Annotated in this window: 18 protein-coding genes; 7 read left to right on the forward strand and 11 right to left on the reverse strand. The window is 69.9% G+C overall.

The window, feature by feature from the left end; all coding sequences use genetic code 11:
* Nucleotides 1-39: 39 nt before the first annotated feature.
* From ACZ6SA_RS08820 to ACZ6SA_RS08850, 7 genes are all read right to left on the reverse strand, one after another.
* Complete coding sequence (locus ACZ6SA_RS08820; protein WP_465827279.1) at nt 40-2,916, reverse strand: glycoside hydrolase family 3 protein; 2,877 nt, start codon at nt 2,914-2,916, stop codon at nt 40-42.
* Nucleotides 2,917-2,928: 12 nt separating this feature from the next.
* Nucleotides 2,929-3,750 (reverse strand): carbohydrate ABC transporter permease, encoded by an 822-nt coding sequence (locus tag ACZ6SA_RS08825; RefSeq protein WP_465827281.1) that lies wholly within the window; start codon nt 3,748-3,750, stop codon nt 2,929-2,931.
* Nucleotides 3,747-4,610 carry a carbohydrate ABC transporter permease gene (locus ACZ6SA_RS08830; protein ID WP_465827283.1) on the reverse strand — a complete coding sequence of 288 codons (864 nt, stop codon included), beginning with the start codon at nt 4,608-4,610 and terminating at the stop codon, nt 3,747-3,749. Before ACZ6SA_RS08830 ends, ACZ6SA_RS08825 begins: the two co-directional genes overlap by 4 nt.
* Entirely contained in the window at nt 4,611-5,915 is a 1,305-nt protein-coding gene (locus tag ACZ6SA_RS08835; RefSeq protein WP_347646672.1) for an ABC transporter substrate-binding protein, read from the reverse strand.
* 17 nt (nt 5,916-5,932) lie between these two features.
* A complete protein-coding gene (locus ACZ6SA_RS08840) occupies nt 5,933-8,218 on the reverse strand; it encodes a TIM-barrel domain-containing protein (RefSeq protein WP_465827286.1) in 2,286 nt (761 codons plus the stop codon).
* 175 nt (nt 8,219-8,393) lie between these two features.
* Nucleotides 8,394-9,221: an alpha/beta fold hydrolase gene (locus ACZ6SA_RS08845; RefSeq protein WP_347646670.1), complete on the reverse strand. Its 828-nt coding sequence runs from the start codon at nt 9,219-9,221 to the stop codon at nt 8,394-8,396.
* 151 nt (nt 9,222-9,372) lie between these two features.
* On the reverse strand, nt 9,373-10,761 hold the full coding sequence (locus tag ACZ6SA_RS08850) for an NAD(P)H-quinone dehydrogenase (protein ID WP_347646669.1): 1,389 nt from the start codon (nt 10,759-10,761) through the stop codon (nt 9,373-9,375).
* Between the two features lie 142 nt (nt 10,762-10,903).
* On the opposite strand from ACZ6SA_RS08850, the gene ACZ6SA_RS08855 reads away from it, so the two are divergent.
* Nucleotides 10,904-11,395 carry a gamma-glutamylcyclotransferase family protein gene (locus ACZ6SA_RS08855; protein WP_347646668.1) on the forward strand — a complete coding sequence of 164 codons (492 nt, stop codon included), beginning with the start codon at nt 10,904-10,906 and terminating at the stop codon, nt 11,393-11,395.
* Here ACZ6SA_RS08855 and ACZ6SA_RS08860 read toward each other — a convergent pair.
* A complete protein-coding gene (locus ACZ6SA_RS08860; RefSeq protein ID WP_465827288.1) occupies nt 11,392-12,696 on the reverse strand; it encodes an MFS transporter in 1,305 nt (434 codons plus the stop codon). The genes ACZ6SA_RS08855 and ACZ6SA_RS08860 overlap by 4 nt on opposite strands.
* A 110-nt stretch (nt 12,697-12,806) precedes the next feature.
* On the opposite strand from ACZ6SA_RS08860, the gene ACZ6SA_RS08865 reads away from it, so the two are divergent.
* From ACZ6SA_RS08865 to ACZ6SA_RS08890, 6 genes are all read left to right on the forward strand, one after another.
* Entirely contained in the window at nt 12,807-13,799 is a 993-nt protein-coding gene (locus tag ACZ6SA_RS08865) for an Lrp/AsnC family transcriptional regulator (protein ID WP_443153014.1), read from the forward strand.
* On the forward strand, nt 13,796-15,100 hold the full coding sequence (locus ACZ6SA_RS08870; protein WP_347646665.1) for a M20/M25/M40 family metallo-hydrolase: 1,305 nt from the start codon (nt 13,796-13,798) through the stop codon (nt 15,098-15,100). The genes ACZ6SA_RS08865 and ACZ6SA_RS08870 overlap by 4 nt, the downstream gene beginning before the upstream one ends.
* Before the next feature lie 3 nt (nt 15,101-15,103).
* Nucleotides 15,104-15,907 carry a purine-nucleoside phosphorylase gene (locus ACZ6SA_RS08875; RefSeq protein ID WP_443153016.1) on the forward strand — a complete coding sequence of 268 codons (804 nt, stop codon included), beginning with the start codon at nt 15,104-15,106 and terminating at the stop codon, nt 15,905-15,907.
* Nucleotides 15,904-17,535 carry a phospho-sugar mutase gene (locus ACZ6SA_RS08880; protein ID WP_465827291.1) on the forward strand — a complete coding sequence of 544 codons (1,632 nt, stop codon included), beginning with the start codon at nt 15,904-15,906 and terminating at the stop codon, nt 17,533-17,535. The genes ACZ6SA_RS08875 and ACZ6SA_RS08880 overlap by 4 nt, the downstream gene beginning before the upstream one ends.
* A gap of 889 nt (nt 17,536-18,424) precedes the next feature.
* Nucleotides 18,425-18,787: a hypothetical protein gene (locus ACZ6SA_RS08885; protein WP_465827292.1), complete on the forward strand. Its 363-nt coding sequence runs from the start codon at nt 18,425-18,427 to the stop codon at nt 18,785-18,787.
* 130 nt (nt 18,788-18,917) lie between these two features.
* Nucleotides 18,918-20,321: an ATP-binding protein gene (locus ACZ6SA_RS08890; protein WP_465827294.1), complete on the forward strand. Its 1,404-nt coding sequence runs from the start codon at nt 18,918-18,920 to the stop codon at nt 20,319-20,321.
* A 99-nt stretch (nt 20,322-20,420) separates the two neighbouring features.
* On the opposite strand, the gene ACZ6SA_RS08895 is transcribed toward ACZ6SA_RS08890, so the two are convergent.
* Genes ACZ6SA_RS08895 through ACZ6SA_RS08905 form a run of 3 tightly spaced genes read right to left on the reverse strand, consistent with a single transcriptional unit; the run spans nt 20,421 to nt 22,668 of the window.
* On the reverse strand, nt 20,421-20,906 hold the full coding sequence (locus ACZ6SA_RS08895; RefSeq protein ID WP_465827296.1) for a GyrI-like domain-containing protein: 486 nt from the start codon (nt 20,904-20,906) through the stop codon (nt 20,421-20,423).
* Nucleotides 20,907-20,923: 17 nt separating this feature from the next.
* Entirely contained in the window at nt 20,924-21,853 is a 930-nt protein-coding gene (locus ACZ6SA_RS08900) for a sigma-70 family RNA polymerase sigma factor (protein WP_347646659.1), read from the reverse strand.
* Complete coding sequence (locus ACZ6SA_RS08905; RefSeq protein WP_465827298.1) at nt 21,850-22,668, reverse strand: MerR family transcriptional regulator; 819 nt, start codon at nt 22,666-22,668, stop codon at nt 21,850-21,852. The genes ACZ6SA_RS08900 and ACZ6SA_RS08905 overlap by 4 nt, the downstream gene beginning before the upstream one ends.
* Nucleotides 22,669-22,710: the final 42 nt, after the last annotated feature.

Raw genomic sequence — 22,710 nt, forward strand, 5'->3', positions numbered from 1 at the left:
CATAGAATGGATAATAGCGCTATCCAACAAGGCGGTCGCCTACCCGGTGAACGCGAAGTCGCTGATCCGCAGGTCACCCCTGAACACGAGATAGAGGTCGCCCTTGCCCGCCCTGAGCGAGGCGCTCGCCGTACCCCACTGGTAGATCCCGCCCGTGGCGGGCACCTGCGCGGTCGCGAGCAGCCGGCCCTTCGGCGAACCCGACCGCACCTCGACGGCCCCGCCGCTCACCGACGCGACCCCCGCGGTGAACCGGGACCCGTACGCCGCGCGGGTGAAGGAGATCCAGCCGCCCTCCGAACCCGCCACGGCCTCACCGGCCGCCCTCGTCTCGTCCGCGAACGTCACGCCCCGGTAGTCGTCGAAGTCCATCGCCCGCGTGGTCCTCGCCAGGTCGCGCACGGGAATGGTCTCGCCCCGCACGCGCAGGGTCGCGCGCCCGCGGATCCGGTCGGACGAGGAGCCGACGAGCACGTCATGGGTGGCCTCCTCCACGGCCCACCTGGAGCGGGTGTGGTCCCAGACGGCCAGGTCCGACCGCTTCAGCGTGAAGGTCACCGTACGCGACTCCCCCGGGTCCAGCGTGACCCGCTGGAAGCCGCGCAACTGCTTGACCGGCTGCGCGAAGCGGGAGCGGCGCTGGTGGGTGTAGAGCTGGACCACTTCGTCGCCCCTGACGTCCCCGGTGTTGGTGACCGTGACGCTCACCTGGTCGCCGCGCACCTTGAGGCCCCGGTAACCGAACGACGTGTAGCTCAGCCCGTGCCCGAAGGCGTAGAGCGGCCTGTCCTTGCCGTAGAGGTACGTCATGCCGGTCTTGATCAGGTCATAGTCCAGGATGTCCGGCAGGTCGTCCGACGCCGGCCAGGTCTGGGTGAGCCGGCCGGCCGGGTTGACGTCGCCGAACAGCACGTCGGCGACGGCATGGCCGGTCTCCGAACCCGCGTGCGTGGTCCACAGCAGGGTCGGCGCGTCCACGATGACGGGATAGCTGGTCTCCAGCACGACGACCGTCCTCGGGTTGGCCTCGCTCACGGCCTCGATCAGCCGCCGCTGCCCCTCGCCGAGCCGCAGGCCGTCGCGGTCGCGGAACTCGCGCCCCGCCACGAACGGGTGGCTGCCGACCACCACCACCGCCACCTCGGCCTCCGCCGCCCGCGCGGCGGCCTCGGCGACGCCGTCGGAGACGACCTCCTTGCCGAACTTCGCCGCCTGCTCCTTGGGAGCCAGGCCGAGCGTGCCGTCGGCGGCGACGCTCACGTACGGGTCGGGCAGCGCGTACCAGCTCTCGACTGCCTCGAAGCCGGCGTACCTGATCAGGTAGGCGCCGTCGGGCTGCCGCTCCAGCGCGAACTGCTGGGAGACGTACCAGCCGTCGGGGTCGGCGTCGTCGGTGTCGAGGGAGCGCCAGTCGCCGCCGAGCAGCCTGCCGTTGCCCGCGTTGCGCAGCGTGGACACGCCATCCGTCCAGTCGGTCAGGTCCCACTGCGAGGCGGCCGTGGGCGCGGTGTCGGCGAGCGCCGCGTTGTCGTCGGGGCCCGTGCCGGTGGCGGTGACGTATCGGCCGGATGCGAGGTGCTTGAGCGCGACGCGCTCAAGACCCTGGCTGGTCGTGACGTCCCCGACCCGCTCCTTGATCCCGTCGAGCGGCGTCACCTGGTAGGGCGCCTGCCCGGAGTACCAGTCCCTGTACACCCGCCCGGCCAGCGGCCCCACCACGGCCGCCGACTTCGGGGCCGCCAGCGGCAACACGCCGGAGTTCCGCAGCAGCACCGCGGCCCTGCCCGCGGTCTCGCGGTTGAGCTCGCGGTGGGCGGCGCTGTCGATCACCTCCTCGGTGATCTTCTTGTACGGCCCGCCGTCCGGGTCGAAGTGCCCCAGCCGGGTCCGGATCGACAGGACGTTCCGCACCGCCCTGTCCACGTCGGCCTCGGTGACGAGGCCCTGGTCGAGCGCCGCCGTGAGGTGCTGGGCCAGCGGCCCGCCGTCGCCGCCGTCGATCGTGTAGCTGTCGATCCCGGCCTTGAGCACCGCGGCGAACGCCTCGGGCTTGGTGTCGTAGTAGTGCTCCAGGTCCGTGAGCGCGTGCGGCCCCCAGGCGTCGCTCACGTTGTAGAGCGTCCTGTCCGTCCACGACCTGACCACCGCGTTCAGGTCGGGGTTGACGTGGTTGGGCCGCCCGTTGACCAGGTTGTACGACGCCATCACGCCGGTCGCGGCGTCGGCCGAGACGGCGGCCCTGAACGCCGGCTCGTAGTACTCGTGCTTGAGCTTCGGCGTCAGGTTGGAGGAGGTGAGGCTCCGGTCGGTCTCGTTGTTGTAGGCCAGGTAGTGCTTCAGCACGGGCGCGGTCTTCAGGTAGAAGGGGTCGTCGCCCTGCAGGCCCTTGCCGTAGGCGGTGGAGATGGCGCCGGTCAGCAGCGGGTCCTCGGAATAGCCCTCCTCGTTCCGGCCGGAGCGCGGGTCGCGCAGCAGGTCGACCACGGGCGCCCAGACCTGCAGACCCCACAGCACCGGATCGGCGGCGTTGTGGCCGCGTACCTCGTCACCGACCGCCGAGCCGACCCTTCTGACCAGCTCCGGATCCCAGGTGCTGGCCAGCCCGACCGCCTGCGGGAAGACCGTCCCGGCGGCGAACTTCTGGTTCCAGCCGTCGTCGCGGTGGTTGGACCAGGCGACGCCGTGCAGCGCCTCCGTGCCGTTCTTGTGATAGCCGATGCCGAGCCGCGGGATCGCCGGCTGCGACTGGTGCAGCAGGCCGAGCTTCTCCCGCAGCGTGAGCCGGCCGAGCAGGTCCTCGACCCGCTGCTCCAGCGGCAGGCCGGGATCCTGGAACGGATGGCCGGCCGCCTGGGCGGGCGGAACGGCGAGCATCGAGGCCGCCACGGCGAGGGCGGCCACTAACGGGATTCGCATGGGGGGTCTCCGTCACTTGATGGCGCCGACCGTCACACCTCGGGTCAGCGTGCGCTGGAAGATCAGGAAGAAGGCGATCGCCGGGACGACGCCGAGCAGGGCCGAGGCGCTGGACATCGTCGCGTCCATGTAGCGCTCGCCCTGCAGGACACCCAGCGCGACGGGCACCGTCTGGGTGTCGTTCGAGATCAGCAGGATCAGCGGCAGGAAGAACTCGTTCCAGGTCCAGATGAAGAAGAAGATCAGCAGCACGCTGAGCGTGGGCCGGCTGATCGGCACCACGATCCGCACCAGCGCCCGCAGCCGGCCGGCGCCGTCGATCGCCGCCGCCTCCAGGATCTCCTTCGGGAACCGGCCCAGCACCGCGCTCAGCAGGTAGGTGCCGAACGCCGCCTGGATCGCCGTCATGACGATGATGACCGACAGCCGGGTGTCGTACAGGCCCGCCGCCTTGGCCAGGTAGTAGAGCGGGTAGGCCAGCGACTCCTGCGGCAGCGTGTTGGCCACCAGGAAGAGCACGAGGATCCACAGCCGGCCCCGCACCCTGCCGATGCCCAGCGCGTACGCGTTGAGCACCGACAGCACGACGGCCAGCACCGACACCGACGCGCTGATGACGAGGCTGTTCCAGAGCTTGGTGCCGAACTCCACCCGGTTCCAGAAGTCCACGATGCCCTGGAGGTAGAGCCCGTCGGGCAGGCTCAGCGGCCCCTGCGAGCTGTACTCCGCCGGCGACTTGACCGCGTTCACCGCCACGATGACGAACGGGAAGATCATCACCACGGCCAGCACGACGAGCGCCAACAACACCGCCCAGCGCCCCGGGCCCCTCACGGCTCACGCTCCTGCACGCGCAGGAAGAGGAACGTCACCACGACGATGATCAGGGCCAGCACCGTGGCGATCGCGGAGCCGTACCCGACGTTGCTCTTCTGGAAGAAGTTCAGGTACGAGAAGTACGACGGGACCATGGTGGCGTTGCCGGGCCCGCCGCGGGTCAGCACGAAGATCGGCCCGAACACCTTGAGCGCGGCGATCGTGCACGTCAGCAGCACCACGAAGATCTCCGGCCGGATCTGCGGGACCGTGACGTGCCAGAACCTGCGCCACCACGAGGCCCCGTCGATCTCGGCCGCCTCGTGGTAGGACGGGTCCACGCGCTGCAACCCGGCCATGAAGATCACCACCGGATAGCCGAGCTGGAACCAGACCATGACCGCCATGACGGTGGCCAGGGCCAGGTCGGGATCGCCGAGCCAGTCGAGCTCCAGCCCGAAGATCTGGTTGACCGCGCCGTACGACGGGTGCAACATCCAGCCCCACACCACGCCGGCGATGGCCACCGGCAGCACCTGCGGCAGGTAGTACGTCGCCCGCAGCGCCGAGGCCGTCCGCGTGCCGAAACGCCGGCCGATGTAGTCGAACAGCGCGGCCGCCAGCACGAGGCCGATCGCGGTCGGGACGACGGCCATCGCCACGATCAGCCCCACGTTGTGCTGGAACGACTCCCAGAACCGCTCGTCGCCGAGCAGCCTGGTGTAGTTGCCGAGGCCGATCCACCGCGGCGTGCCCACCCCCGACCAGCGGGTGAAGCTCGCGCCCACGTTCATCAGGAACGGCACGACGATGACGGCGAGGAACAGCAGCAGGCTGGGGACCAGGTATAGCCAGTATCCCCTCGTGCGCTCCCTCATCTAGAAACCAAGGTCGGCGAGGTTGTCCTCGTACGGCCCGGCGATCTCGTCCAGCACCTCGGAGGTGGTCTTGCTGCCGGTGATGAGGTTCTGGACGCCGGCCACCAGCACGTCGTAGTAGCCGGGCGCGGGCCAGTCGGGGTAGAAGGCCAGGCCGTCGGCGGCGGTCAGCTTGTTGAAGGACTCGATGAGCTCCTTGCTCTTCTCGTCGGTGATGGCGGCCGGGTCCGCGGCCACGGGCACGCCGCCGGAGTTGCCGAGCAGGTTCTGGATCTCCTTGCTCATGGTGATGTCGATGAAGTCGTAAGCCAGGTCCTTGTTCTCCGACTTCTCCGGCACGACCCACAGGTTTCCGCTCGAACCGGGCGACATGGTGGCGCCGGGGAAGAGGAAGTGGCCCCACGCGAAGTCCTTGATCTCCGAGGCGAGGCGGCCGTACCACCAGCTGCCGCTGATCATGATGGGGAACTCGCCGTTCATGAACGCCACGCCCATGTCCTCGGCCTTGAGCCCGGAGGAGTTCTTGGCGATGTAGCCCTTCTTCACCCAGTCGGCGAACGTGTCGGCGCCGTAGGTGAACTCGGGCCCGTGGAAGTCGACCTTGCCCTGGTACGACTGGAACGCCGCCAGCCACGGCTTCTGCGCCTTGGTGAGCGCGAGCTGGTAGAGGATCTGCTGGGCCGGGTATTCGGCGCCGGCGTTCGCGACGGGCGTCACGCCTGCCTTGACGAACGTGTCGAGCGCGGCCGTGAACTCCTCGAACGTCGCCGGTACGTCGACCTTGTGCTTGGCGAAGAGGTCCTTGTTGTAATAGACCATCACGAACTCGCCGTAGTTGGGGATGCCGTACCACTGGCCGGAGCCCATCACGCCGCGGTCGTCGTACATCGCGGTGGTCCGCAGCCCACCGGTCAGCAGCTTGTCCCAGCCGCGTTCGGTGGTCTCCTCCGTCAGGTCGGCGAGCAGGCCCTGCTTGGACAGCAGGCCCGCGGTGGCGTTGCCCTTGTTGTACTCCATGAGGTCGGGCGCCTCGTCGGAGTTGAGCACCATGCTCGCCGTCTTCTGGATCTGCTCGAAGCTCTTCTCCTCGAACTCGACGGTCACGTTCGGGTGGGACGCCTCGAACTTCCTGATCGCCTCGGCCCACGCCTTGCCCATGGCGCTCTCGGCCGACTCGTAGTGCCACAGTCTCAGCACGCGTGGCTGGCCGCTGTCCGCGGGCGACGGGCTGCCGGAGCCCGAGCCGCAGGCCGACAGCGCGAGCACCACGGCGGCCAGCGCCGCGGCGCCTCTCAACTTGACCATGATCCCTCCAGGGGGTGTCACACGATGACGGTTCGCGCGGGAGCTCCGGGCACCGGGACGATCTCGACGCCGGTGACCCGCTTCGGGCCGGTGACGGAGACGCGCAGCTCGTCGCCGTCCCTGGTGGCGACGGCGACCGTCACGCCGTCGGTGTCGTGGATCTCGGCGGTCCCGTCGACGCCCCCGAAGGCGAGAAGGGTGATCTCCGCCGGCACGCCGATCGTCTCCTGCGGCTCGGCGACCGGGATGAGCGCTCCGTGGCGGGCGAACAGGGGGATCTGGTCCAGCGGCTTGTGCACCCGGACGTGGCCGGGGCCCTCCAGCACGTCGCCCGTCCAGTAGTCGACCCACGTGCCGCGCGGCAGGTAGACCTGCCGGACGCCCTCGGGCGCGGTCATGGGGGCGACCAGGAGGTCACGGCCGAACAGGTATTCCAGGTCGGCCTGCCAGGCCACCGGATCGTCCGGATGGTCCACGCACAACGCCCGCATCATCGGCGCCCCCGTGCGCGCGGCCTCGACGGCCGCCGAATAGAGGTAGGGCATCAGCCGGTAGCGCAGCCTCAGCGCCGCCACCGCCTCCTCCTCGACGTCGGGGAACTCCCAGGGCTCGCGGGTGGTGGTGCCGTGCAGGCGCAGCAGCGGGGAGAGCGCGCCGAACTGGGTCCAGCGCACGTACAGGTCGTCGGACGGGCGGCCGGTGAAGCCGCCGGCGTCGTGGCTCCAGAACGGCACGCCCGACAGGCCGTGCGCGAGCCCGCCCCTGATCGTGCTGCCCATGGCGGCGTAGCTGGTGTAGGTGTCGCCGCTCCACTGGGCGCTGTGGCGCTGCCCCCCGAGGTACGACGAGCGCGCCCACACCAGGTCGTGGCCGTGGACCTCGCGGGTGACGGCGGCGACCGCGTCGTTGAACAGCAGGGTGTAGACGTTGTGCAGGTCGGTGCCGGTCATCCCGTTGGCGGCGACCGCGTCGCTGGGCACGCCCTCGGCGAAGTCGGTCTTGAATGCCGCGACACCCTGGCGCAGCAGCCCGCGCAGCAGGCCGGTGAACCACTCGACGGCCGCGGGGCTGGTGAAGTCGACGATGCCGCAGGGCGGGAAGGAGCCGTGCCAGCAGTCGGCGACGTAGACCTCGCCCTCCCGATTCTTCAGGAAATATCCGGCCGCAGCGGCCTCCTCGAAGGCAGGGCTCAGATGGGAGACGTACGGGTTCATCCACAGACAGACCTTGAACCCCATCCCGTCCAGCTCGGCCAGCATCCCCTCCGGGTCGGGGAAGTTCACCGGATCCCACCGCAGGTCCGACCAGTGCCCGTCGGCCTGCCAGTACGTGTCGAGGTGCAGCACGTCGCACGGGATGCCGCGCTCCCTGATCGTGCGCCCCCTGGCCAGCACGCGCTCCTGGCTGTCCACGCGGAACCCGGAGGAGATCCAGGTGCCGAACGCCCATTTCGGCGGAAGCGCCGGCCGGCAGGTCAGCCGGTCGTAACGGTCCAGCACGTCGGCGGGCCCCGGCCCGGCGATCACGTAGTAGTCCATCACGTCGTCGGGCACCAGGATCTGCACGACGCTGTGCGTCGACTGGCACACGTCGAACTCCACGGGCGCCCCGCTGTCGACGAGCACGGCGTACCCCCTGCTCGACAGGTAGAGGGGGACGTTCTTGTACGCCCGCTGCGACTCGGCGCCGAAGGCGTCGAAGTTCCACATGACCGGCCGCTGGCCGCGCTTGTCCAGCCGGGTGAACGACTCGCCGAACCCGGCGAACACCTCGTCGGGCGCGGCGGCGAAGCTCTCGTGGTAGGCCACGGGGGTGCCGCCGGTCGAGGACCGGCCGAACGGCAGCGTACGGAGCCTGCCGCTGATGTCGATGTGCCCGCGGTCCTGCTCGGCCAGCGTGGCGCCGGAGGCGTCGGTGAAGCGCAGGTGCCACGGCGCGAGGCTGATCTCCGCGCGCAGGGAGCCCGCGTCGATCACGATGGGCTCGTCCGGCGCCACCTCGGCCCTGGCCTCCGGATACCTGCCGGGCCTCACCAGGGAGATCGCCCTCTCCGAGCGGGGCCTGGCGGTCGCGTCCTCCGACAGCCGCACCCGGATGACGCCCTCCCCTGCCACGCCCACCTGGACGACCAGGGTCTCCTCCGCCGAGGTGACCGCCTTCAGCATCACCTCGGCGCCGTCGGCCGCGACCAGCTCGGCGGCGGTCAGCGCCGACAGCCCGCCCTCACCTCGCGTGCGGACCGGCAGCTCGGGCGGGTCCGCCACGAAGTACTCGTGGGCGACCAGCGGGGGGCGGTAGGGCATGGAGGCTCCTTCGAACGGCTGCGCCAACTCGTGAGTTAGTTTGCTGTCCATACCAACAAACGTCAACGGTCAGCGGCCCTGGCACCCCGTGCGCGCGGGGGCGCCTCCATGCCGGAGAGCTTGATCGACCGGGCGCGGATCGCAGGGCCGAACGCAGGGCCGATCTCAGGGCCGGTCAGCCGCGCAGGAACTCCAGCAGGTCGCCGTTGAAGCGCTCCTTCTGGCCCGGGACGAGAGCGATGCCGTGGGAGCCGCCTTCGTAGACCTTGTACGAGCAGTTCTTGATGATCTGTGAGGACTTGTCGCCGGCCGCCGCGATCGGCACGATCTGGTCGTCGTCTCCGTGGACGATCAGGGTCGGGATGTCGAACTTCTTGAGGTCCTCGGTGAAGTCGGTGGCGGAGAACGCGTCCACGCAGCGCACCCCCGCCTGGATGTTCTCGGCCATGCCCATCAGCCAGAAGGCGTCCTTGTTGCCCTGCGTCACCTTGTTGCCCGGGCGGTTGGCGCTGAAGAAGGCCTCCGCGCTGTCACGCCAGAACTGCGAGCGCTCGGCGAGGATGCCGGCCTTGAGATCGTCGAACACCTCCTGCGGCGTCCCCTCGGGGTTGGCGTCCGTCTTGAGCATCAGCGGCGGGATCGCCGACAGCAGCACCGCCTTGCGCAGGCGGGACGTCCCGTGCCTGCCGACGTAACGGGCCAGCTCGCCGCCGCCCATCGAGTGGGCCACCAGCGTGATGTCGTTGAGGTCGAGCGCGGTGATGAGGTCGTTCAGGTCGTCGGCGAAGGTGTCGAAGTCGTAGCCGTCCCACGGCTGGCTGGAGCGGCCGTGGCCGCGCCGGTCGTGCGCGATCGCCCGGAAGCCGTTGTCGGCCACCAGCTTCATCTGGTCGTGCCAGGCGTCGGCGTTGAGCGGCCACCCGTGACAGAAGACGACCGGCGGGCCGCTGCCCCAGTCGTAGAAGAAGATCTGCGTGCCGTCGCGCGTGGCTACGTAAGGCATGGTGCTCCCCCGTCGATGGTCGTGTCGATGGAATGCGGGTGCGCGTGCACCCCGCACACGGGAGCACCTCACCCGCGAACGAGCCATACCGCAGTTCGCCGTCGGGTAAGGCCAAGCCCGGACCAACGGGTCTTTGCCGGAGAGAAGCCGCCTAGATGGCGACGCCCGGCTGCATGAGGCGGCGGGCGGCCTCGGTGATGGAGCCCGACATCGAGGGGTAGACCGCGAACGTGTGCGCGAGCTGGTCGACGGTGAGCCGCTGCTGCACGGCCACCGACACGGCCAGGATCAGCTCGGAGGCGCCCGGCGCCACCACCACGCCGCCCAGCACGATCGCGGTGTGCGGGCGGCAGAACACCTTGACGAACCCGTCGTTGAAGCCCTGCATCTTGGCCCGCGCGTTGGTCGCGAGCGGCAGCTTCACCACGTTGGCCTCGACCTCGCCGGCCTCGATCGCGCGCTGCGCGACCCCGACCGCCGCGATCTCCGGATCGGTGAAGATGTTGGAGGCCACGGTCGACAACCGCAACGGCTGCACGGCCTCGCCGAGCGCGTGCCAGACCGCGATGCGCCCCTGCATGGCGGCGACCGAGGCCAGCATGAGCACGCCCGTGCAGTCGCCGGCCGCGTAGACGCCCGGCGCGGACGTGCGGGAAACCTTGTCGACCTTGACGAAACCGCCCTCGTCGAGCTGGACCCCGGCCTCCTCCAGCCCGATGCCCGAGGTGTTGGGCACCATGCCGACGGTCATCAGCGCGTGCGAGCCCTCGGCCGTGCGGCCGTCCTCCAGCGTCACCACCACGCCGTCGTGGGTGCGCTTGACGGAGGCGGCGCGCGAGCGGCCCATGACGTTCATGCCGCGCCGCCGGTAGACCTCCTCCAGCACCTCGGCGCCGTCGGCGTCCTCGTTGGGCATCATCCGGTCGCGGCTGGAGACCAGCGTGACCTCCGCCCCGAGCGAGCGGTAGGCGCCGGCGAACTCGGCGCCCGTCACGCCGGAGCCGATCACGATCAGGTGCTCGGGCAGCTCCTCCAGGTCGTAGAGCTGGCGCCAGGTGAGGATGCGCTCGCCGTCGGGCTCGGCGCCCGGCAGCACGCGCGGGGTCGCCCCGGTGGCCACGAGCACGACGTCGGCCCTGATCGTACGGTCGCCCGCGCGCACCACCTGCGGGTCGACCAGCCGCCCGCGCGCCTTGATGATCTCGACGCCCTCGGCCTCCACCCGCGTGGCGATGTCGGCGGACTGCGCCTGGGCCAGCTCCTTGACGCGCTGGTTGACCAGCGGCAGGTCGACGCCGACCGCGCCCGCGTCACCGTCGGGGCCGCCGGAGAACGACACCCCCAGCGAAGGGGCGTCGAGCAGGGCCTGCTTGCGGACCGAGGTCGCGATCAGCGTCTTGGACGGCACGCAGTCGGTCAGCACGCACGCTCCGCCAGGACCGTCCTGCTCGACCAGGGTGACCTGCGCGTCTAGCTGTGCGGCCACGAGTGCTGCTTCGTAGCCGCCTGGTCCGCCACCGATGATCGCGATCCTCGTCACGCATCCCATTGTCCCGTACGCGGTGGGGCCGGCGGCAACCGGGCCACGCCACCTGATCCGGATGGATCGACTCCGGCGGGTGGCGTGGCAGGATGGCGCGGTAGCTGGATGACGAAGCAGCACCCGGCGAGAGGGGTGGATCGTGGCGTGGCTTTCGAATCCTTCGGGCAAGTCCAATGACCTCAGGCTCTATGCCGCCTACGGCACCAACATGGACCCGGAGCAGATGGCCATGCGTGCCCCCCACTCCCCCATCTGGGGGGTCGGCTGGCTGCCCGGCTGGCGCCTGACGTTCGGCGGGATGGACCTCGCCTGGGAGGGCGCCGTCGCCACGATCGTCGAAGACCCCGACGAGCACGTGTTCGTCGTGCTCTACGACGTGCCCGAGTGGGAGGAGACCTCCCTCGACCAGTGGGAGGGCGCGGTCCGCGGGCGCTACCACAAGGTGCGGCTGCGGGTGCAGACCCTCGATGGCGAGGTCGTGGCCTGGGTCTACGTGCTCGACGGCTACGAGGGCGGCCTGCCCTCGGCCCGCTACCTCGGCAGCCTGGCCGAGGCGGCCGAGCGGGCGGGCGCCCCCGACGACTACGTCAAGGAGCTGCGGGAGCGCCCCTGCACCTCGGTCGGCGGTTAGCGCAGCGGCTGGTCCTTGGTCTCCGGCAACACGAAGATGTAGACCAGCGTCGAGATCAGCGCCAGTCCCGACATGTACCACGGGAAGAGGCCGGGGTTGCCCATCTCCTGCATCGCGGTGCCGATCAGCGGGGCGGTGCCGCCGAAGAGCGCCACGGTCAGCGAATAGGGGAAGCCCGCGCCGGCCGCCCGCACCCTGGTCGGGAAGAGCTCCGAGTTCACCGCCGCCGAGATCGAGGTGAAGCCTCCCAGGAAGACCATGCCGATGAGCTGCACGGTCAGCAGGCTGCCGTACGCGTCGGTCAGCAGGCCCAGCAGCGGCACGGGCAGCAGGACGAACCCGAGCCCGAAGGCGATCAGCATCGGCCTGCGCCCGATCCGGTCCGACAGCATGCCGAGCAGCGGCTGCAGGACCATGAAGAAGACCAGCGAGATCGTGCCGATCTGGAGCGAGTCGGCCTTGTCGAAGTCCACGGTGATCTGCGCGTACGTCGGCAGGAACGTGGTCCACGTGTAGTAGGCGACGGTGCCGGCGATGGTGATGCCCACGATGGTGGCGGCCGACCTCGGGTGGAGCCTGAGGAACTCGAACATCCTCTGCCGTTCGGCCCTGCCCTGCCGGACCTCCTCCGCCACGGCCGAGGTCTCGTCGGCGCCCTTGCGGATCCACAGGCCCACGAGGCTGAGCACGGCGCCCACGAAGAACGGGATGCGCCAGCCCCACGCGTCCATGTCGGCCTGGATGAGCATGGTGGCCAGCACCGCCGCGAGCCCCGACGCCAGCAGCTGGCCGATGGTGGTGCTGACGTACTGGAAGCTGGAGAACAGGCCGCGGCGGCCGGGCGGGGCCGACTCCACGAGGAACGTGGTCGCGGCGGCGAACTCGCCGCCCACCGACAGGCCCTGGATGAGCCTGGCCACGACGAGGATGATCGGCGCCAGCACGCCCACGGCCTCATAGGTGGGGGTCAGGCCGACGAGCAGCGAGCCCACGCCCATCAGCACGATCGTGCCCGTCATCGCGAGCTTGCGGCCGTACCTGTCGGCGAACGCGCCGACCAGCAGGCCGCCCAGCGGGCGCATGAAGAACCCGACGGCGAACACCGCGAACGAGCTCAGCAGCGGGACCAGGCTGTTGCCCGCGCTCTCGGGGAAGATCTGGCTGGAGAAGTAGATCGCGAGGAAGCTGTAGGCGTACCAGTCGTACCACTCGACGACGTTGCCGATGCTGGCCGCCGTGAGCTGGCGGACACGGCTCTTGGGGATGCCGAGTGGTGACTGCGTGGTGGGGGAGGTCGCCACGGATGGCTCCTTTGCTGAACAGTGCGGTGATGGCCTACTGTGCATGGGACGACCGAAACAGTCAATTACCTGGGAATTTATTTACATACCCGACATTGAGATGGTTGTAGGTGGATGTTCTCGACCGGCGACTGGTCGCCGCGTTGCAAGTCAGCCCTCGCGCCTCGTGGGGCGAGCTCGGCCGGGCCGTGGGCGAGCACGAACGCACCGTCGCCCGGCGGCTCCAGCGGCTCATCACCGAAGGGATCGTGCGGGTCACGGCCATCTACGACGACCTGCGCACCGGGCACGGCCGCCCCGTCCACCTGCACGTCCAGGTGCGTCCCGGCACCGCGGGCAAGGTCGCGCAGGCGCTGGCCGACCGGCCTGACACGCGCTCGGTCTACTCGCTGACCGGCGCCGCCGACCTCGGCAGCGAGCTCGTCTCCCCGTCCCGCGAGGACCTGCACCACATCGTCTCCGCGCAGATCAGCGAGATCGACGGCGTCGTGCAGACGCAGACCCAGGTCGTCCTCCACACGTTCAGGACCGTCGCGGAATGGCACGCGCCCTACCTCACCGAGCAGGAGGTGGCCGAGCTCCGGCCCCCGCCGCCGCCGGAGTGCCTGCCCGACGAGGACGGCCTGTCGCCGCTGGAGGAGGAGATCGCCCAACTGCTCGCCCACGACGGCAGGATCGCCTTCACCGCGGTCGCCGAGCGGCTCGACATCTCCGTGCCGACCGCGCGCCGGCGCGTCACCTCGCTGCTCGAACGGCGGCTGCTGCTGCCCCGCGCGGAGGTCGAACCCGCGCTGCTCGGCCTGGAGGTCGAGGCCATGCTCTGGTTGAAGGTCCGCCCGCACGGGCTCGACCTGGTGGGCCGGCGGCTGGCCGCGCACCGGAACGTCCGTTACTGCGCCGCCACCACGGGCACCCACTCCCTCATCGTGCAGGTGGTGGCGGCCCACGAGGCCGACCTCTACCGTTTCCTGACCGGCGTCGTCGGCCGGCACGACGAGATCACCGACATCGACCTCACCCTCATCACCCGCGCGCACAAGCGCGGCCACCTGCTCAAGTCCGGACTGCTCACGCTGGATCACCGTTGGGAGAAAACGCCATGACACCTGCCGAGAAGGAAGTCGCCGACCTCTGCGCGGAGCTGATCCGCGTCGACAGCAGCAACTACGGGGACGGCAGCGGGCCCGGCGAGCGCGCCGCGGCCGAGGTCGTCATGGCCAGGCTGGCCGAGGTCGGGATCGAGTCCACGTACGTCGAGAGCGAGCCGGGCCGCGGCAACGTCGTCACCCGCGTCGAGGGCGAGGACCCGGCCCTGCCCGCCCTGCTCGTGCACGGGCACCTGGACGTCGTGCCCGCCAACGCCGCCGACTGGACGGTCGACCCGTTCGCCGGCGAGGTGCGCGACGGCTACATCTGGGGCCGCGGCGCGGTGGACATGAAGGACATGGACGCGATGATGCTGGCGGTGCTGCGCCAGATGAAGCGCGAAGGGCGCAGGCCGCGCCGCGACATCGTCTTCGCCTGGCTGGCCGACGAGGAGGCCGGCGGCGTGTACGGCGCCAAATACCTCACGGCCAACCACCCCGAGCTCTTCGAAGGGGTCACCGAGTCGATCAGCGAGGTCGGCGGCTACTCCCTGGAGGTCGACCCGTCGTTGCGGCTCTACCTCATCGAGACCGCCCAGAAGGGCCTGGCCTGGATGAAGCTGACCGCCGACGGCACCGCGGGCCACGGCTCCATGCTCAACGACGACAACGCCGTCACCGAGGTCGCCAGGGCGGTCGCCAGGATCGGCGAACACGACTGGCCGCTCACCTACACGCCCACGGTCCGCCGGTTCCTCACCGAGGTCGCCTCCGCCTACGGCATCCCGTTCGACGAGAACGACCCGCAGCCGATCCTGGACAGGATCGGGCCGCTGGTGCGCTTCGTCGGGGCGACGCTGAGGCACACCACCAACCCCACCCAGCTCGGCGCCGGCTACAAGTCGAACGTGATCCCCGGCCAGGCCACGGCCGTGGTCGACGGGCGCTTCCTGCCGGGGTTCGAGGAGGAGTTCTTCAAGACCGTCGACTCGCTGCTCGGGCCCAAGGTGCGGCGCGACTTCGTGCACCACGACATCGCGCTGGAGACCTCGTTCGACGGCGCGCTGGTCGAGTCGATGATCGCGGCGCTGAAGGCCGAGGACCCGGCGGCGCGGGCGATCCCGTACTGCATGTCGGGCGGCACCGACAACAAGACCTTCTTCGCCGACCTGGGCGTGCGCGGCTTCGGTTTCGTGCCGCTGCGGCTGCCGGCGGACATGGACTTCGCGGCGATGTTCCACGGCGTGGACGAGCGGGTGCCGGTGGACGCGCTGCACTTCGGCGTGCGGGTTCTGGACCGGTTCCTCCTAAACTACTGAAACGTGAGTGAAGACCCGTACACCCTGGCCTCCGAGGCCGCCACGGCGCTGCGTGCCGCCACCGGCCTCGACACCTTCGACGTGGCGCTCGTCATGGGGTCGGGGTGGGTGCCCGCCGCCGACGCGATCGGCGAGACGGTGAGCGAGATCCCGTTCACCGGCCTGCCGGGGTTCCGCGCCCCCGCCGTGGCGGGCCACGGAGGCAGGATCCGCGTGGTCCGCACCTCCGCGGGGCGGCACGCGCTGGTGTTCCTCGGGCGTACGCACCTCTACGAAGGGCTCGGGGTCGACGCCGTGGTGCACGGCGTGCGTACGGCGGCCGCGGCCGGGGTCCGCACGCTCGTCCTGACCAACGCGGCCGGCGGCCTGCGTCCGGAGACGCAGAACGTCGGCGATCCCGTACTGATCAGCGACCACATCAACCTGACCGGGTCCAACGCGATCACCGGCACCACGTTCCTCGACCTCACCGAGGTCTACTCCCGCCGCCTGCGCGAGCTGGCCCGCGAGATCGACCCGACGCTGGCCGAAGGCGTCTACATCGCCTTCCGCGGGCCCACGTACGAGACGCCCGCCGAGATCCGCATGTGCCGCACGCTGGGCGGCGACATGATCGGCATGTCCACCGTGCTGGAGGCCGTCGCCGCCCGCGAGGCCGGGCTTGAGGTGCTCGGCGTCTCCCTGGTCACCAACCCGGGGGCGGGCCTGTCCGGCGAGCCGCTCGACCACGAGGAGGTCCTGGAGGTCGGCCGGGCCACGGCGGCCCGCATGGGCGTGCTGCTGGCCAAGGTGGTGGACCGGCTTTGAGCGTTCTGCGGCAGGCGCGCGAGTGGCTGTCCCAGGATCCCGACCCCGACACCCGCGCCGAGCTCTCCCGACTGCTCGAGGGGGAAGACCTGGCCGCGCTCGAAGAGCGCTTCGGCGCCAGGCTCGAGTTCGGCACGGCGGGCCTGCGCGGCGAGCTCGGCGCCGGCCCCAACCGGATGAACCGCGTCACCGTCATGCGCGCCGCCGCCGGCCTGGCCGCGGTGCTCGGGCCCGGCAAGCACGTGGTGATCGGCTACGACGCGCGGCACAAGTCCGACGTGTTCGCCCGCGACACCGCCGCCGTGCTGACGGGCGCCGGGGTGCACGCCTCGCTCCTGCCCGGCCCGCTGCCCACGCCCGTGCTGGCCTTCGCCGTACGCCGCCTCGGCGCGGACGCGGGCGTGGCGGTCACCGCCAGCCACAACCCGCCGCGTGACAGCGGCTACAAGGTCTACTGGGACGACGGCTCCCAGATCGCCCCGCCGGTCGACCGTGAGATCTCGGCCGCCATCGACGCCGTCGGCCGCGTCGACCTGCTGCTGATCGACGGCCCCGGCACGCTGACGGAGCTCGGCGAGGGCATCGTCGACGACTACGTCGCCGCCGTGACGTCGCTCCCGCTGGGCGACGCCCGCGACCTGAAGGTGGCCTACACGCCGCTGCACGGGGTGGGCGCCGCCACGCTGACGGGCGCGTTCCTGGCCGCCGGGTTCCCGTCGCCGCTGGCGGTCGAGGAGCAGCGCGAACCCGATCCCCGCTTCCCGACGGTGCCCTTCCCCAACCCGGAGGAGCCGGGCGCGATGGATCTGGCCGTGGCGCTGGCCGCCAGGGCCGGCGCGGACCTGGTCATCGCCAACGACCCCGACGCCGACCGGTGCTCGGTGGGGGTGCCGCTGCCCGGCGGCGGCTGCCGCATGCTGACCGGCGACGAGGTCGGCGGCCTGCTGGCCGAGCACGTCATCGCGCACACCTCCGGCGACCGGATGGTGGCCACCACCATCGTCTCCTCGACGTTGCTCGGCAAGATCGCGCAGGCGCACGGCGTGCGCTACGGCGAGACGCTGACCGGCTTCAAATGGATCATCAAGGCGGGGCCGGGGCTGGTCTTCGGCTACGAGGAGGCCATCGGCTACAGCGTCGGCACCGACGCCGGCCTCCCGGTCCGTGACAAGGACGGCATCGGTGCGGCGCTGGTGGTGGCGGGCATCGCGGCGGACGCGAAACGTGCCGGGCGCACGCTGCTGGACCTGCTCGACGACCAGGCCCGGCGCTACGGGCTGCACGCCACGGAGCAACTCTCCATCCGGGTGTCCGACCTGTCGCTGATCGCCGGCGCCATGTCACGGCTGCGCGCGGCCCCGCCCGCGACGCTCGGCGGGCGGGCGGTGTTGCGGGCCGACGACCTGGCCGGCGGCGACGGAGGCCTGCCGCCGACCGACGGGCTGCGCTACGCGCTGGAGGGGGACGCCCGCGTGGTGGTGCGCCCCTCGGGCACGGAGCCCAAGCTCAAGTGCTATCTGGAGGCGGTCGTGCCGGTGGCGGGCGAGGTCACCGAGGCACGGGCCGTGGCGGCCCGTGAGCTCGACCTCCTGCGGAGAGAACTCGCCGCCCTGCTCGACCTCTCGTAGCGGTCGTTACTCTGCGTTATTCAAGAGAGACGTACGGTGATATCCGGGAGGCCCGCGCGCGGCCCGACACGCCCACGTCATAAATTTTACTCAAGCCTCCCGTAACCCCTGCCGATCAGCCGGTTCGCCAGAAAGAACTCGTCTTTCCGCCGTACTTATTAATGCGTTTCCGCCGCGCTGGTCAAATGCATCGAGTTGCGACCGGAAGGCGATTCTGCAAAGGCCGGGGATTTCTATCCGCCACCGATGGTTCGCCACACCGAAGCTAAAGATCGTCTTCCGAACCGCGGGCCAGAAAGTCACCTCATACCGCCCCATAACACGCCATCCAACCCGAAGCCATCAAGTATTCTCAGTTCACGCGCAAACCCACCCCACACGCCACACATTCCGGGCAAAGCACCCCTCGGCCGGACTGCGGAAGCAAGGACATCAGCCCTTCCCACCTGTACAATTACAACGATGACCTTGAGTCCGATCGCGTGGACGCAAGGCCGAGAAGGGGCAGGGGAAGGCACGTCGAGGCGAGCGTTCCCTGTCCCCTCCTCTGATTCCGGATGATTGTCCGCTGACTCCAGGTGGGCGCCGGAAAACCGTTGGCAGAAGAGGTCTCCCGGGCAAACGGGAGACCTCTTCACTTTTCTCAGCCACACGCCGCCACGAAAGCACGAATCGCATTCCCGGCACGGTCACCTAGCGTGAGCGCGAGTCGTCATGCCATGCTTGCCGCACTACGAGGAGCTCCCGCTCTCCTGTTTGCCCAGGAGACGAGAAACACGAGCCCCCCATAGACCGGCGCCGAAAAGCGGCCTCATTCCGTGCCGCGCTTCGACGCACCCACCTGGAGTCGAACCGAACACCGATGTTCCCGGACAAGAGGAGATCACCGATGGCGACATCGCCCGCACGTTCCGGCAGGAGCCGGCGCCCGCAGGCCCCCGCACCCGTTCAGCCGTCCGGCAGGCCCGTGTCCTGGGTGATCGCGTTCATGAGCGCGCTGGTCACCTACCCGATCTTCGTCGACATGCTGCTTCCCCAGGGCTACAGCCTGTGGGCGGCCGTGGCCGTAGCGTCCGCGGCCTGCCTGGGCGCGGGCCGGGCCACGCGGATGATGGCGTTCGGCCCGGCCCGCCAGGGCGCGGCCGGCGCCGTATTCACCCCTTCGTTCCTCGCGCGGGTGGCGACGTTGGTCATCCGGGCCGCCGTCACACCGCGCCCCCAGGACAACGACCCTCCAGACGGAGCGCCGTAGCCCGTTTCCTGACGTTGGTGGTCTCATCGTGGGACCACCAGGGCGGCCCTCAGAGAAGGAAGCAACCAAACATGGTTGTCCCAGCTATGGTTGAACCATCGCTGGATGCTTCGTCCCTGGAGGCTTCGCTATGGCCCACTTCATCGGGCGCAAGCGGGAACTCGACGCTCTCGGCCGCTACTTCAACCGGGTGGGCACCGGAGATCGGCCAGGCCGAGCCATCCTCATGCGAGGGAGGCGTCGGGTGGGGAAGTCGCGCCTCGCGGAGGAGTTCATCCGCCGGAACGGCGTGCCCAGCCTCTTCTACACGGCGGCCCAGCAACCGCTGACTGACCAGTTCGAGAACTTCATCGCAAGCGCGGGCGCCTCAGACCTGCCTGAGGCGTCGCTCTTCGAGCAGGTCACGCCCACTTCCTGGGACCGCCTGCTCGTGCTGCTGGCACAGGCCGTCCCCCAGGACGCGCCGAGCATCGTCGTCATCGACGAGCTCCCCTACATGATCCATCAAGACCCTCATCTCGAAGGGAAGCTGCAGTACGTCTTCGACCGCCATCTCTCGCGCCGCCCGATGCTCCTCATCCTCATCGGTTCCGACATGTCCATCATGGAAGCGATCAACCAGTACGACCGCCCGTTCTATATGCGGGCATCGGAAATGGTGGTCAATCCGCTCACCGTCGCCGACGTGGCGGACAAGCTCGACCTGCCCGCCACGGAGGCCGTCGACGCACACCTGATCACCGGTGGCATGCCCATGATCCTCGACGAATGGCCGGCCGGGGCCACGGCTCGTGACTTTCTGCGCACCGTCGTCCCGGACCCGACCTCGGCTCTGACCGTGAGCGGCGTGCGAGCCATGGCGGCGGAGTTCCCACCCGAAGCACAGCCGAGAACCCTGCTGAGGGCCATCGGATCCGGACAACGCACCTACTCGTCGCTCTCCAAGGCCTCCGGAGGAGTGCCCGGCTCGTCGGTCCAGCGCGGTCTGCAGATCCTGCAGGAGAAGCGCATGGTCACGGCGGAGGTTCCGCTTTCCGTGCGCCCGTCGAAAGAACGCCGCTACCACATCGCGGACACGCACCTGCGTTTCTGGCTGTCCTTCATCGAACCCGGCCTGCCGCAGATCGATCGTGCCCGCGGCGACCTCGTGCTGAAACAGATAGAACGTTCATGGACGGCCTGGCGCGGAGTCGCCGTCGAGCCCTTGATCCGCGAGTCGCTTCGCCGTATGGACGGTCTGCCCGAGGCGACGGGAGCGATCGGGGGCTTCTGGACCAGGACCAACGATCCGGAGATCGACATCGTCGGCGCCGACCGGGAGCCGGTCGCGAAGCAGATCACGATGGTCGGGTCCGTCAAATGGCTGGAGAACCGCCCGTTCGATCATCATGACCTGAGCGAGCTCATCGTGCACCGGTCCAAGATGCCAGGAGCCGACTCCTCCACGCCGCTCTACACCGTCTCCCGCAGCGGCTGCGAGGTCGAGGGCGTCACGCACATCACCCCTGAGCACCTGGTCGACGCCTGGCGATGAGCACGGATGGTCTCAGCGATGAGACCAACACGAAATCAGGTCCGCTGGAGACCGGGGTTGAGACCAACAGCGCGTGTTGGTCTCAACCATGAGACCTACTCAGGCGATGCGGAACTGCAGGTCGGTGTCCCAGTTGTGCATGTCGGGCTCGCTCCTGGGATCGGTCTGGAAGAGCTCCAGCCGGCAGCCCCAGTGCTCCGTCCCGTCCTTCTCCGCCATGTCCCAGGCCAGCCCCTGCTCAGCGCCCCACTTCAGCAGCGCCTCGATGACGCCGAAGAGCTGGTCGGGGTGTCCGTGGTGGGACGTGACGGCGTAGCGGCCGGCGGGCAGGGTGGCGGCGAAGATGTCGCCCTCGCCCTCCACCGGCCCGGCCACCGGGACGCCCGCCTGCACCACCAACCGGTCCTGCGGCATGTTGATGGCGTCGTACCTGAGGAAGGGCGCTCCGGCGGGGGCGTGGCCGCGTTGGGCGAGCCAGCCGATGATCTCACCGATCCGGTCGGCGACGAGGCCGAAGGTGGTCATGGTGATGGTCCCGCGCACCCCGACGTACGGCCGCTCGGAGAATTCGACGATCTGTGGCATGTTCTGTTCCTCCTTCATCAACCTGTACGGAGCGGCGCCGCGAAACTCATCGGCAGGCCGAAGAACGGGAACAGACCGGGATCGAGGTAGGTGGTCTCGCCCGCGATGCGGCCACCGGCGACGTCGAGGACGACCAGGGCGAACGGCTCGCCGTTCAGGTACTGGCCGAAGGCCGGTGAGCCGTTCGCCCTGACCGGCAGCAGGCGGGAGCCCTCGCACGGGGCCCGGCCGCTCGCGGCGGCCGCGGTCAGGACCGTGTGGATGTGCTCGCGCCCGCGCAACCACCACGCGAACGGCGGCATCGACGACGTCGCGTCCTCGTGCAGCAGCGACACCAGCGCGGCCACGTCGTACCGTTCGAACGCCGACACGTAGCGGGCGAGCAGGCCCTCGTCCACCGTCGCGTCGGCCTCCTCGGCCGGGGGGAGCTTGGCGCGGGCGCGCTGGAGCGCGCTGTTGACCGACGGGACGGTGGTGGACAGCAGGGCGGCCGTCTCGGCGGCCGACCACCTGAGGACGTCGCGGAGGATGAGCACGGCGCGCTGCCGTGGCGGCAGGTGCTGGAGTGCCGCCACGAACGCCAGCCGGATCGTCTCCCGCGTGACGGCGAGCTCGGCCGGGTCGAGCACCCGGACGTCCGGGACGGGCTGGATCCAGCGGCTCTCCGGGAGCGGCGCGCCCAGGGCGTCGCCTGGGGTGGCGGCGGGCCCCAGGTCCATGGCGCGGGCGCGGCGCTGCGGGCCCCTGAGCATGTCGAAGCAGACGTTCGTGGCCAGGTGGAACAGCCACGCGCGCAGCCCGCCCCGAGCGGCGTCGTACGTCCGCCAGGCTCTGACGAACGTCTCCTGCACCGCGTCCTCGGCTTCGAAGCCCGAGCCGAGCATGCGGTAGCAGTAGCCGGTCAGCGCCACCCGGTGGTGTTCGAGCTCCTCCTCGACGGCTGTCATCCGGCCGGAACCACCGCGATCTGGAGCTCGGTCACCCATTCGTCCAGGTTATCCGGGCAGTGCAGGGAGACCTCCCTGGCCAGGGCGAGCGAACGGTAGCCGTGCTCCTCGATCCAGTGGGCCAGGGTCTGGAACGTCTTCCCCACCTCCTCCATCGACCCGTGGTGGATGATCGTGGCCGCCGTCTCGATGGCGGGCAGGTCGGTCACCTGGAGGTCGTGGTCGCCGGGCGCCACGGACACCGGCAGGCAGGCGTGGACCATGATCGAGCCGTCGTCCTCCTCCTCGTAGTAGGCGACCCCCGGGCCCACGACCTTGACCGCGGCCTCCTCCACGCGGCGGCAGAGCTCGGCGAAGAGGGGCTGGATGACCGGGCCGATGTCCTCTCCTTCGTAGCTGGCCGCTCTGGCGCTGAGCTCGGCGACCCTGACCGGGGCGACGCGCTTCAGCACGACCTCCGCACTCTCCATGTGGCCCTCCGTTTCGATCGTCCGCAGGCGTGCCTCGACGCTGCGCAACCTCGCCAGGTCGGCGCTGATCCGGGCTTCGAGCTGGGCGCGGCGCATGCGTACCATGCCGTGCAGCTCCTCCGTGCTGACCTTCTCGTCGAGGATGGCCCTGACCTGCTCCAGCGTGAAGCCGAGGTCCTTGATCGCGACGATGCGGTTGGGCCGGGACAGTTGCGCGGCCTGGTAGGAGCGGTAGCCGTTGACCTGGTCCACGTGCGCGGGGCGCAGCAGCCCGATCGCGTCGTAGTGCCGCAACATGCGTACGGACACCAGCCCCAGCCTGGCGAACTCTCCGATGGTGAACATGACGTCTCCGGTCTAGGGCCTCACACGGTGTCAGAGTCAACT

This window comes from Nonomuraea sp. NPDC049378 (genome assembly GCF_055586745.1).

Coding starts and splice junctions, on each gene's coding strand:
- ACZ6SA_RS08870 (WP_347646665.1), top strand. CDS start 13,796: ATGACACCTGCCGAGAAGGAAGTCGCCGACCTCTGCGCGGAGCTGATC.
- ACZ6SA_RS08890 (WP_465827294.1), top strand. CDS start 18,918: ATGGCCCACTTCATCGGGCGCAAGCGGGAACTCGACGCTCTCGGCCGC.
- ACZ6SA_RS08820 (WP_465827279.1), bottom strand. CDS start 2,916: ATGCGAATCCCGTTAGTGGCCGCCCTCGCCGTGGCGGCCTCGATGCTC.
- ACZ6SA_RS08905 (WP_465827298.1), bottom strand. CDS start 22,668: ATGTTCACCATCGGAGAGTTCGCCAGGCTGGGGCTGGTGTCCGTACGC.
- ACZ6SA_RS08885 (WP_465827292.1), top strand. CDS start 18,425: ATGGCGACATCGCCCGCACGTTCCGGCAGGAGCCGGCGCCCGCAGGCC.
- ACZ6SA_RS08900 (WP_347646659.1), bottom strand. CDS start 21,853: ATGACAGCCGTCGAGGAGGAGCTCGAACACCACCGGGTGGCGCTGACC.
- ACZ6SA_RS08830 (WP_465827283.1), bottom strand. CDS start 4,610: ATGAGGGAGCGCACGAGGGGATACTGGCTATACCTGGTCCCCAGCCTG.
- ACZ6SA_RS08845 (WP_347646670.1), bottom strand. CDS start 9,221: ATGCCTTACGTAGCCACGCGCGACGGCACGCAGATCTTCTTCTACGAC.
- ACZ6SA_RS08895 (WP_465827296.1), bottom strand. CDS start 20,906: ATGCCACAGATCGTCGAATTCTCCGAGCGGCCGTACGTCGGGGTGCGC.
- ACZ6SA_RS08840 (WP_465827286.1), bottom strand. CDS start 8,218: ATGCCCTACCGCCCCCCGCTGGTCGCCCACGAGTACTTCGTGGCGGAC.
- ACZ6SA_RS08835 (WP_347646672.1), bottom strand. CDS start 5,915: ATGGTCAAGTTGAGAGGCGCCGCGGCGCTGGCCGCCGTGGTGCTCGCG.